Genomic DNA, 13,044 nt, shown 5'->3' with positions numbered 1-13,044 from the left:
CGTGGGATTTAGTTTGGAGCAATTCAATGGACCAAATTATTGATCGAATTATGAATTCTACGGAAATTGGCGCTATTTTGGATAATAAGAGTCGAGAAGAAATTAGAGCGAAAATTGCCAATTATATCGGAACGCTTTCATCAGCCGGGAAGAGCGATGCCAATGAACTTATCGAATACGGCCTGGCTTACTTGCGTGCGTTGCGCGAAGCGCCAGATTCTCGCTACACTGGCTGTTAAACTTCGGTTCGTGCCCCGTCTGTGGTGCCAACGGTGTCTTCCGGCGTTCAAACTCCTGGGATGGGTGAACCAATGCCGCTGGCCATTCCTGGATACCACGTTGTACGCAAAAGCAGCGCGTTGCCAGTTGGGATTAACCGCATTGTCTTCGAAAGGCCCTTCTCCGTGGTAAGGCCGCGACCGGTCATCGCGGAACCGGCCGGCACGTCGATAATGGCGGAAGAGGATCCCGGACCGAGCGAGCGGGCACGAATCAGCACCTCGCCATTGGCGCGCGATGCAATGTGGCGTGACGCCGCGCGACCAACGGGCGACAAGGATAACTACTCAAGTGTCGACAGGCGCGCTTATTGAGCCCAATCACTCGGGCGGCGTCGATATTGACTTCGCTCAAGTTCTCTCATGGGTTTTGCCGTCGGCCTTGCGATTAAGGAAATTCAAGTATTGGACGCTTCTCCTCACAAGGTAAGTGGTCGCACCGCCGCCGGGGCGACGGTTCTCATTGCGTCGAAATTGGTCGCGCGTTGTCTTGATCTCGCAACAATCGTGGTTCTTGGACGTCTTTTGTCGCCGGCGGATTTTGGTCTCGTCGCGATCGCCATGTCCGTTGTGATGGTTGTCGAGGCCATTTTGGAACTACCGGTGGGCCAGGCAGTCGTTCGGCTGCCGGTGGTGACGAAAGCTCATTACGATACCGCGTTCACGATCTCCTGTTTGCGGGGAGCAGCGGTGGCGCTGATCCTGTTCTCCTTGTCCTGGCCTTTGGCCCAAATCTATGGAGATGATCGCTTGATCGGGCTGGTCTGCGCACTGGCGATCTCACCTGCAGCGCGCAGTGTGCTCAGCGCAGGATTGATCGAACGTTCGAAGAACCTCGATTTCAAAGCATTTGCCCTGTGTGAATTCGCCGGAAAGTGCGCGAGCTTCGTGGTTTCGGTCGGTCTGGCATGGGAGACCCGGAGCTATTGGGCAATTGCGGCCGGCACCATCGCTTTTCCTATCGTCCTGGACGTTGTTTCCTACGTTGTCGCGCCCTACCGACCGAAGTTTACGCTTCGGGAATGGCACGAATTCGCAGGGTTTATCGGTTGGTCCACCGCCTCTCAGGCGGTGAACGCCATCAATTGGCAAATGGATCAACTGATACTCGGCCGCCTGATTAGCCGTCCCGAACTGGGCCGGTTTTCTATGGCCTCCAATCTGGCCATCCTTCCGTCCCAGGTGATCGTGTTCCAGGTCCTCAATCCTCTCATGATTGCTTTTTCGCTGATCAGAAATGACGGTCGCAGGCTGGCGGCGGCCTATCGGAATAGTGCGGCGACGGTGGTTGCGGTTGGACTGCCGATGATGGTCGGGATGAGTCTGGTTGCTGAACCTTTGATCCGGCTGGTTCTTGGTGGACAATGGCTTGAGGCCACCCCCATTCTTCGCCTGCTTGCTCTTGCCGTGGTCCCTTCGCTATTAATCGCTCCGCTTGCCCCGCTATCCATGACACTTGGCAAAACAAGCATTTTTCTTCGGCTCAGCTTGATTGAATTCGCCGTTAGGCTACCGATCGTTCTGATCGGCGCGCTATATTACGGAATTGCCGGTGTTCTCGCGGCACGTTTGATAACCGCGATACTCGTGGCCGGATGTTCGATGTTCGCGGTTCGCGAGCTAATCGGGCTGCCGATACGCACGCAACTGTTCGGTCCGTGGCGATCGATGCTCAGCTGCGTTTTTATGGCGATGGCCGTCATGCCGTTCCACGACTGGCTATCAGAAACAAGGGTCTATGGCCCGCTGGTGTTTGGCGTGGCCGTGGTCGTCGGCGTTGCCGCATCGGTCTATGCAAGCTCGATCTTTGTACTGTGGCGCCTTGCAGGCTGTCCGGATGGATTCGAGTCAAAAGTCGTTGGCTTCCTGCGCAACCAGTCAAAACGATTCTCTAAGTCGGTTGCTGACAGCAATCCCTAAACCTGCTTGGCAAACTCGATTGATCTCAGCCTATTCGCGCAGCCGTGCTGATCACAACAATCGATGCGGAGCAGACAATTTTTTTCGCCCCAGCCCTTACCTTACGCTCAAACACTTATCCCGGCGGCTCTCGGGTTGCCTTGACCTGCGCTGAATTACAGCCAATCTGCTGTCGCCGATCATTCCCTTTCATCGATAACTTCGATCAAGCCCATGCCAATTATCTGATAGAACGAGACCATCTTGCCGGCAAAAAGGATAGCCGGCTTTGGAGCGGATACGCAATGAGGTCGCAAGCCGGCGTCAATGACTGCCTGAAGTGCTCGGTCCAGATCGTCCGTCGAATAACAGAGGTGATAAATTAGACCATCACTATGTCTGGAAAGTAAGTAATCCAAGGGCCCCTTACCCTCCCCCCGACTAACAATCTCAACCGTCGGCATTGATCGGTGCTCGCACAACGTTAATCGAACGTTCTGCAGGGGATCGAAGATGGTTTCACCAACACGATAGCCGAGCCCAAGTAGAAAGTTTTTTGCCGGGTCGGGCGTTTGCGCGGCCAGACCCAAGTGATGAAACCTGAAACCAAAAAAATTTTCCATTTCATCAATCACAATGAAGCTCGGCAGCCAGTTCCGGGCCACCACACCAGGCGTTGAATTAACGCTTCGAACCCGCCCGCAAGACTGAAATCCTATTTGGCTAATTTTCGCTCAATTGCATCGACCAGATCTCCCACAGTCCGCATCTCGTCGATTTCGCTCGTATGAAAAGTAACTCCCATGTGCATTTCAATCGCCAACAGCAAGTTGACGTGCGCGGTGCTGTCCCATCCGGAGATATCTTCCGCCGTTGTCGATCCGGCAATAACTAGATTTTCATCCCGAAAGACTTCACGAAATATCTTCGTGAGCTCGGCATAGATCTGTTCCCTGGACATGTGCAATGATTACCTCAATGTGATGCGGGCATTTCTCAATTTGCGATAAGTCCATACACCAGACTGTCGACGACGATTCATCGCTGTCGCTGCTGTGTAAGGGCAGAAAACCAAGCTTTCCGTAGTGGTTCGATACCATTTTATTCTTGCTGGTGGATCGATACTCGCCAACCAGACGCCTAATTCCCATTTGCATCGCGCATTTGCTCAATGCTTCAAGCGTCGCTGCTTCGACCCCTCGGCTGAGGACTCTGCAACTCATCAGCCAAGTGTCTATAAAAAGGGTGTCGTCCGGCCAACGCTCGTCCGGTCGCGCTATAACTACAGCGATTATACCATTATCGCCAAACTTGTCCTTCAATCGAAACTGGAGAGCCAACGATCGCGGATCTTGCGCCAGACGGTTGACCTCCTGCTCCGTGTATTTCACTGCGCGGAGATTAAATTGGTTCGTCTTATTCGTGAGCTGGGTTACGCGCCCAATGTTCATTTTCGAAACAGGCCCAACCTCGAGTCTCATCTTCAGACTCTTCAGGAACCCTTCGATGTCCGTAGCCTGGCTTAACCCTTGCTGCCTGATGGAATTAGCGTTGTAAAGGCTGGCGCGTTCTCTGTCCTCCTGGGAAAAGCTTGCGGCTTCAAAATACCCCGCATCACTCAGATATGATGCATAGTGGGCTACATCGCGCGGAAGTTCCGGAACCGCCACCATTGGCAGCTCTCGCCGTATAATGTCCCGTTCGGCAGGGTTATCATCGACGAAGACAAGGCTATCGAGCCCTATGTTCAATTCCGCCGCTATCCGGTGTATATTGGTTGCTTTATCATCCCAATTCGCGACAAACGACGCGACGTCTTCCCGCCGCAACACCATGTCGGGATGATTGACGAATGCACCCTCGGCAACGGCGGTGTCATTCTTCGAACAAACCGCCAAAATAATTCCACGCCGGTTAAGAAGCAGCAGGTATTTTTGCAAATCGACGTATGCCTCGCCAGCCGCGCTTCCTTGCCCCAGTACTATCCCCTCGATGCCATCATCGCCAACAACCCCACCCCACAGCGTGTTATCAAGGTCCAGCACGATTGCTTTTTTGGACAATCCGTGAACTGCCGCTATTACTCTCGCGAGCAAGTCGCCGTACCACGGCGCCAGGATGGGGCTCACAAGTTGCTTCGCCTGATGCCAACGTACCAGATCCACTATATTCTCGCGGCCCTTTATGGCGGCCTGCAGATCGATATCAAGGAGAAGAACCCTCTCTCGCGAAGCGGCTTCGCGCAACCGGGTATTGTACCGTTCAATTACATTGTAGGGCGTGCCGGGAAGCAAACCTTCGTACGATCCAAACATCTGGTAGTGCGTGTTGAGCAAGGTCTGGTGAACAATGGTGGCTTTGAAATTACGCTTTGCGTGCCGCCAGATCTCAACAAGTTCCGAGATTTTTGCGTCGACGGCAGACATAACCTCGCCATCACTTGCATCCAACGCAATCTCAATGTTGAGATCATGAATATCTGTCGCGATAACAATAACGTTCGGTGCAAAGGCCTGTAAACCTGGATCTGGCTCAAGGAGCTCGGTGCGGTAGAGTCCATATTGGCCGACGAACAGATTCGCCTTGAAGCCTCTTCTAAGAGAACCCACGATGATCCCGCCCGTCAGGTGAGACATTGTGTGTGATGAAAGAAGGGCAACGTTCACAGCTGGACCGCACTCGACTGCGTTGTCCGTGGTCAACCCTGGAATTAAGTTTTCTATCCTTTCTGCTAGGGCGTTGGTCTTAATGAAATCGAGCCGACATTGAGAGAGATATTTTAGTCTAGCTATTTGCTGAGCTGGCGGCGCATCGTCCAGTTCCTTCAGTTGCGAAGCGAAGGTCCCACAGACCGGAAGCCAATGATGAAATTCCATGAGAGCCCTTTCAGAAGCGAAAATAGATAAACTCCGAAGGCGCATTCGACATCAGCTTGGCCACGCTTATAAACGCCAGGATTCCGATGAAAAACGAATATCTGAAGTTCGGACGCCACCGCAGTTCCGACAGAGATAGTCTGCCAAAAGCACCTTCAGGCTTCGACGATTTTGTCGTTAGAGCCGTCTCATAGTCCCCCATCAGTTCGTAGATGTTCGGAGCAATCATAACGAGCACCAACAGCGGGCCGATCAACATTAGCGGATCAGAATAGAGAAACATCTGCTTTCCAACTTTCAACTCCAACACATGTACCAAAGTACCGATCACCGGAAGATTTGCCACGCCTTGGGGGACGACAATGCCGTTGGCTCCGAACATGCAGGAGAACATGTGGAATGCAGCAGTTGCGCTCACCGATCGAAATAGCACCATGCTTAGGACAACGCAGACCAGAGTAAGCCCGATTGCCAATGGACGCCCAGGCGGAAACTTCAAGGAACCAGCAGGCCACATTCGCAACTTTATTTCCCGCCACGAGTGATAGATAACAATGTATGTGCCGTGCAGCGCACCGAACAGGACGAACTGATAACCTGCCCCATGCCAAATGCCCGAAATCGACATCGATAGCATAACAGGCACCAGAATCAGCGAAACAAACGCTCCCAGTTTGGTGCGGCCAGGCTGAACCAAGGGCAATTTTTGACGAACCCGCCACCTGCTCCAGGAAAAAACGATCGGATTATATATGTATGACGTAATGAAGCGGGTCAGCGTCATGTGCCAACGCTGCCAGAACTCTACGATGTTCGTTGACCTCAATGGCGACGAAAAATTTTGCGGCAGATGTATGCCAAACAGCAATCCAGCGCCGATCGCCATGTCCGAATAGCCGGAGAAGTCGAAGTAAAGTTGAAGGGTATAAGCAAACGCCCCGATCCAGGAATCGATCGCAGTCAACGGCTGATTGTTCGCTGCCGCCTCAAATACCGGATTTGCAAAGCGCGCGAGGAAGTCGGCAATAGCAACCTTCTTAAAGAGCCCCACCAGGAAGATCGTTGCACCCAGCGCGAGCAGAAGCGGCTGCGGCCTGAAAATGCGCATCGATTGGAGTTGCGGAATGATCTCCTTGTGATGGGTGATGGGTCCTGCAATCAAATGCGGGAAAAATGTTACGAACGCCGCATAATTCAAAAAGCTGCTCTCTTTCACCAGCCCGGCACGACAGTCGACAAGATAGGCAATCTGCTGGAACGTGAAAAACGATATCGCCAACGGAAGTATGACGGCAGGAACGGTCCAGCTAAGACCTGCAACGTCGGAAATGACCTGCCCTAAAAAGCCGGAATATTTATAATAGCCGAGGAGGATGACGTTTCCGGCAACGCCCAGGCCAACCCAGCCCCGGGAACCACCCCCGCGAAGTATTTCGCCAATCAAGAAATTGAACGAGACCGAACACAACAGAAGGGGAACGTAAGAGATATTCCACCAACCATAAAAGAACAGCGAAACGGCCGTGAGCCACATGATGGCGGTGCGATGAAATCCCATAACGCCAAAGCAGAAAAAAACGAGCAAAGAGATTGGCAAAAGGCCAAGAAGAAACTCGGGAGAGTTGAACAGCATTCGTCTATCCGCTCACGTGCCGTTAGTTGCGAAGCCGGCCATCGCGGTCATGAACCGTCTTACCGCAGACCACCGCAAGTGAATAGCGTCGGTGAAATCCAATTCAGAAAACGATTTGTTCTCGCTTGCATCCCAAACCCGCACATCGGAGTCCTTCAGTGCTTCTGACAAGCGGGATCGCACTTCACCCAGAATACGGCGGTCCGGATCGTACCTCGAAAGCCATTGAGGGCTGATCGGCGTCAGAACAAGCATGGTCTGCATCTTGTGACCGGAAAATTGCTGGACGAGGTCCTTTAGAGCGACGAAACATTCCTGCTTCAGATTCGTGACAGGACCGTAGGTCAGATCGCGACTGTGGGTGCTGTCAACGGGACCATCACCATATTTGGTAAACATCAGGCGGTTTAAGTCATTCGCGCCGCTTCGCATCGCCTTGACTGCGCTTGCATTTCTTACAAACGGCACCGGATCGACATTTTTCAAATACAGTTCCCATCCGTGCGTCTGCGAAAAGATAGCCACATCGGCATCTGGTTTCGAAAACACTTGTTCTTCCGAACCGGGGCAGCCCTCGAAATCCTGAGGTGACACAATGACAACCGCGCGAGCCGGATATTGGAATTTTTGTTTGGTCAGAAAATACCTCGCAACGAATGCCGTCTGACTCAAGCGCATGCCACAAAATCCCAAATTGTATGGATTTTTCGCCAAACCCGATTCAATGGCCTGGCCGCCGTCAAAATGCCGCCATGCGACCGAGGAACCAAATACCAATAGATCGGGAGTGGATGATGGAAGCTCGTAGCTCATCCAGTGGATCTTCTCGTCGAAGCACAAATTGTTCGTGACGATCGGCGGGGGGAGGTTGCCACTCGCCCGTAACAGCAAGAGGCCGCTCAAGAAAAGAGCATAACAACCCAATACGGTTCCAAGACATGCAAGAAAGTAGGTCGAAGTGGATTTCCATTGCTGTTCAGGCGGGACTACCGCTTCGACCTCACGGCTGGGATAGCTGCGGTCGTGCGCCCGGCAAGGCACGACTTGCACCGCGGCAACGGGCGAAGACTGGCGCACAGACCGATTTAACGCCGAGATGATGCGGGCTCGCCCGCCTTCAGTTGAAAGAAGGCGCTTGATTGCGCGGTACGAACCCATGCATGCCCTTCGTAACAATTAAACAGATTAAATCTTAACTGGATGGGCATTAAATTCAACAGAAGAATTACCTGCCCCGGCTATTATTTGTTTTCAACTTGTTCCAAGTTAATCTAAAAGGCTAATTCCGCGCGCGGCCCGAGATATTGGTCGAACGAGGTCACTATCCAATGGAGCCCGTTAAGACTCTCAAAAGGATGTGTTGGCTGTATTTGCTCACCTCCGGTGGCGATCGGTGCTGGGCGGTTCTCCGGACATCGTGAAAAACGAACAATCAAAAATTGATTCGGGGAGACGGGTATAATTTTTTCGAGGGATAGATGTCGCTTCGTGAAAACAGGCTGACCGGTGGATTACGCAGGTCGTTGCAACGCACCCTACTCTCGCAAGATCCGATCCCGGCTCGCTATCTTCTCATCCGAGCCCTCGATCGACGTTTCGGCATTGTAAAAACTTATCAACGCAAACTCGATTACGGCACGATCGATCGGGCGCATTACGGACATTGTATGCTGCAGTCTGCGATGCTCGCACGGAAGCTCGGGTATTCGCGCATTTCATGCATCGAATTTGGTGTTGCCGGCGGCGCGGGGCTCGTGGCAATGGAACGACATGCCGAAGCAGTCCACGCTGAGACCGGCGTTGAGGTCATGGTGTTCGGCTTTGATACCGGAAAGGGCATGCCAGCGCCGCAGGACTACCGCGACATGCCTTATCTTTGGCAATCCGGCTATTTTGCCATGGACGTCCCCAAACTGAAAGCTCGTCTCAAGTCAGCCAGGCTGATCCTCGGCGACGTTGCGCAAACCCTGCGAGGCTTTGTCGAGCAAGAGAATCCTCCGCCCATCGGATTTATAGCTTTCGATCTCGATTACTATTCCTCGACGGTCACGGCGTTAAAGATTTTCGAGACAAAGCATCGGTATCTGTTGCCTCGGGTTGCCTGCTACTTCGACGATATGGTGGGCGATATTGATTGGGCCTACAACGAATTTACCGGTGAGCTGCTGGCGATCAAGGAATTTAACGCGAACCATGAGAGCATCAAAATTGCGCCTGTCAGCGGTCTACGGTTTTCGAATAGGCGAATTCCTCAAATATGGCATGAACAGATTTTTGTCGCCCACCTGTTCGCTCATCCAGATTACGGCAAGCCTATCGCTGAGCTGACGCAAATCCCGCTTACTGCGGAATAGAAAGTCGGCCCAGTTGGGTAACTTGTCGTTCTTCTGCACAATGTGCGAATATCAACCGCCTCACGCAGCCCGGGGACAGATCAGTAATCTGCCGCGTTCGACGCCGCCGCCCCCAATAGGCGGCTTCACCGCTGGAAACCAAGAGAGCGCGGGACAATCTCACGCCTAATCTTGATCGGCGGCGTAGCCGGAACTTCAGGTTCGTGGATCAAACTGGCGCCGCAGTTCTTACCCTGCTGACGTGAGACAGGCGCTGCTAATCGAGAACAACCTCTCGGATGAGATCAGCATCCAGTGCGAGGCGGACGGCTTTCTGAAGGCGACCGAATGGTATGCCAGCGCGCTCTGCAATTTCGAGCAAGCTGTACTTACCGTCAGCCAGATTCAGAAGCCACAAAAGGTCCATTTGGCTGGCGCCGCCTGCCTCCTTTTGCCCTGCGATCGCCCGATAGAGCCCACGACGGCCTAGTTGGGGTTCGCCCCTGCCGTCGGTTCGTACATAGCTCCAGTTAGCATCGAGCAGGTCGAGCAAAGCAGCCAACACCTCGTAGGATTGATCTAGTGCGTCGGGTTTCACAAAATCGGTATTGTCTGCCGACGTGTGGTATTCCGGGAAAGTCCCATGAACGCTGCGCATCAGGCAGCCCACCGGAAGATCGAAGGCCGGCGAACAAAATTGTCTCTCGTCATAGCCATAAGGATTAAAAGGCACGATTTCGTGCGAGTGACCGGAATGGCGAAGAACGTGGGCGACGGCACTGTCGATTGATGCGCCGCTACGGCTCCGCTTGTAATGGAACTGGCCCGCGTCGCCGACACACGTCAATACCAGCCCATATCGAATTTTGGCGAGATGTCCCTCGTTGCGAGCGAGCCACGTGATTGCGCCTATGGTCGCTGGAATGAACAGAAAGCGGTAGCCAAGTCGCCGTGGAAGCCGCGCTTGCCTCATTGCCAGCGCCAGGGCGACTGCAATCCCGGAAAGATTGTCGTTTGCCAGACTGGGATGGCAGAGGTGAGCGGTGATCAGCACTTCCTCCGGCATCTGCCCTGGCAAAAACAGCTCCCCATAGGTAAGAGATCCCGGCGAAAGATCGCTGTCGATGTCGATGCGGTAAAATTCGTCCTGCATCGTTCGCCAAAGATTGTCCGGCATGCAGAATCCCCAATCGTCGGCGAAGTAACCCGTGCGATAGGGAATAAGCTCGGGTTGGTCGGGAAGCGTGTGGACGTGCTGCGCAAGCTCAGCGCGGCTTACCTCTTTACGTATCGGCTTGCTGTAGCCTACGATGTGCAGATTGTTGTCCGCAAAATTAACGAGATACCGACCGTCGAGCGCCCTGATTGTCGCGCTCCGGATGTTCCATTCCAGCGGGACTTGCCAATCGAGCACCGCAGTCCCACTGGGAACTTCCGTGACCTCTAATTGAATATGTCGAGCCAGGGTCGCCAGCGTTTCGCGAACGCCCGCTCCGGTAAGGCTTCGGTTGATCGGAAAGAGTTCCCGAACCAAACCATGGAGATCGATGGGGGGACGCTCTTCCGAATTGGAAACACCCTTCCTGCCCGGCATTAGCTGCCTCGCTTTCCTAGCCGAAAATTCCGATCGGCCAGCAATGGCCAGCCAGCATCGTTGGCGGACAACGCGGCCACCGTTTCGGGCCAGGAGATACCGATCATCGGGTCGTCATAGCGAAAGCCGTCGTACAGATCGGGCACGTATTCTACGCCCATCAGATATTCGACGATCGTGTCATTCGATAGCGTTTGGAAGCCATGCGCGAAGCCAGGCGGAACGTAAAGCATGGTGGCAATATCGCCGGCCAGTTCGTTGACGTAGATTTGGCCCCGCGTTATCGAATCCTCTCGCAAATCGACAATCACGTCATGAATGCGGCCCCTTGTGCAGCGAACCAACTTTGCATCGGCTTTCGGCGCGCGTTGAAAATGCATCCCCCGTACCGTGCCACGAATTGCCGTGAACGAAGTGTTGCCTTGTACGGGGCTAAAATCGATCCCCTGTTCCAAAAAACTGTTGACGCACCAAGTTCGCGCGAAATTTCCGCGATCGTCGCCGTGCACGACGAGCTCGATGAGCCGGGCATCTGAATTACCCAGAGGGATGAACTTCATGACAGGGTTTCACGCCGGATTGCGTCGGCACGAGAGGTGCCCGTACGCAGAAGCGAACGATGATCTACATTATTCATCTTGGATCAAGCTCCGATTGTGGGAGTTGCGTCCTTTAGAATCTCGTGCGGGTCAATCCAGCGCATTGGGTGCAGGGCATCGTGCCTGCTCTAGACCAGAGGTTTAAGCATGGGCCGCAGGTACAGATCGGTAATTTCTGCCGTTCTGCCAATCGTTAGCGCGAATAACACCGCTTCAGCGACGTCCTCTGGTTGCAGCATTCGATCCGGATCATATCGCTTGCCGGAGATTTCGTGAAGGTTGACTTGCCTTTGAGTTGCCGTGGTGCCGGGAAAGATCGTCGTCACCCTAACTCCAGCCTCATTGACCTCATCCCGCAAAGCGTTCGCGATCGAATGCACTGCTTGCTGGGTGGCTGCGTAAGAACCGCGGCCGCCGGTATTATTTACGCGGGTTATCAATGAGTTCACAAAAACAATTTGTCCCGATACTGCGCGCAACAAAGGCAGCAAAAGTTGAGTCAGAATGTAAGGCCCACGAACGTTCGCCGCATATTGCGCGTCAAGATCAGCCACCGGCGACGTTTCTGTCCTGCCTAATTTTATTATCCCTGCAGAATGCACCAAAATATCGATCCGAGCAAAATCGGCTTGTAGTCTGGTGGCGAGTCCCTTGAGCTGCGTATCATCTGTCATATCGCAAGGATAGGCCGATGCGAGAGATCCACACTCCGTCGCAAGTTCTTCAAGAGCTGCCTGGCGCCGCCCGACCAGAGCAACCCTTGCTTTAGAACGAGCAAGAAGTGAGGCGGTCGCGCGCCCAATGCCGGAACTTGCACCTGTGACCAAAGCCGTCATGTTCTCCAGAGATCTCGACATCATCGACAATTCCTTTGGACCTCGCCCAGGGTCCACGCATCCCGTTCAAAAAAACGGCCTCGCACTCTCCGGTTCCTTTGTTCATGGGCTTGCCCGGACACCGTATTCGATATCTCTAACTTAAATTCGAGGAACGAAAACTCGCCTTCCATTAATCCTTCCAGACTTTCCACGGTGCGTTTCCCGCGGCCCAGATATCTTCAAGCACCTGCTTGTCTCGAAGCGTATCCATGCTTTGCCAGAAACCGTGATGACGATAGGCCCGCAATTGCCCCGCCTCTACCAAACGCCGCATCGGCGCCTGCTCCCAGACAGTTGAATCATCTTCAAGCAACTTGAAGACTTGCGGTTCGCAAACAAAGAATCCACCATTGACGAACCCTACGTCACGGCCGTCCTTCTCACGGAAAGAAGCAACTTCGTGACTTTCCTCGGTAAAATTTAACACACCGAAGCGGCCCGGCGGTTCGACTGCGGTCACGGTCGCCCACTTGCCTCCCTCCCGATGGAATGCGACGAGCTTACCGATATCGACATCGCTGACGCCATCACCGTAAGTCAGGCAGAAGGTCTCGTTGCCGATTATGTCGCGGGCGCGTTTCATGCGGCCTCCCGTCATCGTCTTGGGCCCGGTATCGAGCACCGTCACGCGCCATGGTTCGCCTTTGGCAGCAGTCCAGACGATCTCACCGTTCGACATGTCTATTGTGAAGTCGGAAGAATGCATTCTGTAATTCAGAAAATATTGCCGGATGAACTCGACGCGGTAGCCACCGAGTACGATGAAATCCGTAAGCCCAAAATGGGCATAGCATTGCATGATGTGCCAAATGATCGGGCGCCCACCGATTTCCACCATGGGCTTTGGCCGTATTGCGGTTTCTTCGCTGAGCCTTGTTCCGAGGCCTCCTGCGAACACCACTACTTTCATGGTGATATCCTTTGATCGCCGGCCGAATTCCTATCCTGGAACGG

The 13,044-nt window shown here is 53.6% G+C and carries 12 protein-coding genes; 3 read left to right on the top strand and 9 right to left on the bottom strand.

Annotation, left to right across the window (positions count from 1 at the left end):
• Window positions 1-26: 26 nt before the first annotated feature.
• A complete protein-coding gene (locus B5527_RS43455; RefSeq protein WP_154072026.1) occupies window positions 27-239 on the top strand; it encodes a hypothetical protein in 213 nt (70 codons plus the stop codon).
• 402 nt (window positions 240-641) lie between these two features.
• Window positions 642-2,198 carry a lipopolysaccharide biosynthesis protein gene (locus tag B5527_RS05180; RefSeq protein ID WP_079600329.1) on the top strand — a complete coding sequence of 519 codons (1,557 nt, stop codon included), beginning with the start codon at window positions 642-644 and terminating at the stop codon, window positions 2,196-2,198.
• A gap of 179 nt (window positions 2,199-2,377) precedes the next feature.
• Here B5527_RS05180 and B5527_RS05175 read toward each other — a convergent pair whose 3' ends face one another.
• From B5527_RS05175 to B5527_RS05155, 5 genes are all read right to left on the bottom strand, one after another.
• Window positions 2,378-2,812, bottom strand: coding sequence for a VOC family protein (locus tag B5527_RS05175; protein ID WP_154072025.1), 435 nt, complete (start codon window positions 2,810-2,812; stop codon window positions 2,378-2,380).
• An 80-nt stretch (window positions 2,813-2,892) separates the two neighbouring features.
• Entirely contained in the window at window positions 2,893-3,138 is a 246-nt protein-coding gene (locus B5527_RS05170) for an acyl carrier protein (protein WP_079600327.1), read from the bottom strand.
• A complete protein-coding gene (locus B5527_RS05165) occupies window positions 3,092-5,053 on the bottom strand; it encodes an HAD-IIIC family phosphatase (protein ID WP_079600326.1) in 1,962 nt (653 codons plus the stop codon). The genes B5527_RS05170 and B5527_RS05165 overlap by 47 nt, the downstream gene beginning before the upstream one ends.
• Window positions 5,054-5,063: 10 nt before the next feature.
• Window positions 5,064-6,686, bottom strand: a complete 1,623-nt coding sequence (locus B5527_RS05160) for an MBOAT family O-acyltransferase (RefSeq protein ID WP_079600325.1) — start codon at window positions 6,684-6,686, stop codon at window positions 5,064-5,066.
• Between the two features lie 12 nt (window positions 6,687-6,698).
• Window positions 6,699-7,844, bottom strand: a complete 1,146-nt coding sequence (locus tag B5527_RS05155) for a hypothetical protein (protein WP_154072024.1) — start codon at window positions 7,842-7,844, stop codon at window positions 6,699-6,701.
• Between the two features lie 320 nt (window positions 7,845-8,164).
• Between B5527_RS05155 and B5527_RS05150 the strand changes: the two genes are divergently transcribed.
• Window positions 8,165-9,040, top strand: coding sequence for a hypothetical protein (locus B5527_RS05150; RefSeq protein WP_154072023.1), 876 nt, complete (start codon window positions 8,165-8,167; stop codon window positions 9,038-9,040).
• Between the two features lie 256 nt (window positions 9,041-9,296).
• Here B5527_RS05150 and B5527_RS05145 read toward each other — a convergent pair whose 3' ends face one another.
• From B5527_RS05145 to rfbF, 4 genes are all read right to left on the bottom strand, one after another.
• The gene (locus B5527_RS05145; RefSeq protein WP_079600321.1) at window positions 9,297-10,613 is read right to left on the bottom strand and encodes a DUF4910 domain-containing protein; all 1,317 of its coding nucleotides are present in this window, start codon (window positions 10,611-10,613) and stop codon (window positions 9,297-9,299) included.
• Window positions 10,613-11,173, bottom strand: a complete 561-nt coding sequence (locus B5527_RS05140) for a dTDP-4-dehydrorhamnose 3,5-epimerase family protein (protein WP_079600320.1) — start codon at window positions 11,171-11,173, stop codon at window positions 10,613-10,615. Before B5527_RS05140 ends, B5527_RS05145 begins: the two co-directional genes overlap by 1 nt.
• A 167-nt stretch (window positions 11,174-11,340) precedes the next feature.
• Complete coding sequence (locus B5527_RS05135; protein ID WP_079600319.1) at window positions 11,341-12,072, bottom strand: SDR family oxidoreductase; 732 nt, start codon at window positions 12,070-12,072, stop codon at window positions 11,341-11,343.
• 148 nt (window positions 12,073-12,220) lie between these two features.
• Complete coding sequence (gene rfbF, locus B5527_RS05130) at window positions 12,221-13,000, bottom strand: glucose-1-phosphate cytidylyltransferase (protein ID WP_079600318.1); 780 nt, start codon at window positions 12,998-13,000, stop codon at window positions 12,221-12,223.
• Window positions 13,001-13,044 lie beyond the last annotated feature (44 nt).

This window comes from Bradyrhizobium erythrophlei, from assembly GCF_900129425.1.
Classification (GTDB): domain Bacteria; phylum Pseudomonadota; class Alphaproteobacteria; order Rhizobiales; family Xanthobacteraceae; genus Bradyrhizobium; species Bradyrhizobium erythrophlei_C.
Note: the sequence above shows the minus strand (reverse complement) of the source record. Positions and strands in the feature narration are given on the sequence as shown.

Excerpts from the sequence above, each read along its gene's own strand:
- B5527_RS05160 (WP_079600325.1), bottom strand. The coding sequence starts at position 6,686 with ATGCTGTTCAACTCTCCCGAGTTTCTTCTTGGCCTTTTGCCAATCTCT.
- rfbF (WP_079600318.1), bottom strand. The coding sequence starts at position 13,000 with ATGAAAGTAGTGGTGTTCGCAGGAGGCCTCGGAACAAGGCTCAGCGAA.
- B5527_RS05135 (WP_079600319.1), bottom strand. The coding sequence starts at position 12,072 with ATGATGTCGAGATCTCTGGAGAACATGACGGCTTTGGTCACAGGTGCA.
- B5527_RS05145 (WP_079600321.1), bottom strand. The coding sequence starts at position 10,613 with ATGCCGGGCAGGAAGGGTGTTTCCAATTCGGAAGAGCGTCCCCCCATC.
- B5527_RS05150 (WP_154072023.1), top strand. The coding sequence starts at position 8,165 with ATGTCGCTTCGTGAAAACAGGCTGACCGGTGGATTACGCAGGTCGTTG.
- B5527_RS05170 (WP_079600327.1), bottom strand. The coding sequence starts at position 3,138 with ATGTCCAGGGAACAGATCTATGCCGAGCTCACGAAGATATTTCGTGAA.
- B5527_RS05155 (WP_154072024.1), bottom strand. The coding sequence starts at position 7,844 with ATGGGTTCGTACCGCGCAATCAAGCGCCTTCTTTCAACTGAAGGCGGG.
- B5527_RS43455 (WP_154072026.1), top strand. The coding sequence starts at position 27 with ATGGACCAAATTATTGATCGAATTATGAATTCTACGGAAATTGGCGCT.
- B5527_RS05140 (WP_079600320.1), bottom strand. The coding sequence starts at position 11,173 with ATGAAGTTCATCCCTCTGGGTAATTCAGATGCCCGGCTCATCGAGCTC.
- B5527_RS05180 (WP_079600329.1), top strand. The coding sequence starts at position 642 with ATGGGTTTTGCCGTCGGCCTTGCGATTAAGGAAATTCAAGTATTGGAC.
- B5527_RS05165 (WP_079600326.1), bottom strand. The coding sequence starts at position 5,053 with ATGGAATTTCATCATTGGCTTCCGGTCTGTGGGACCTTCGCTTCGCAA.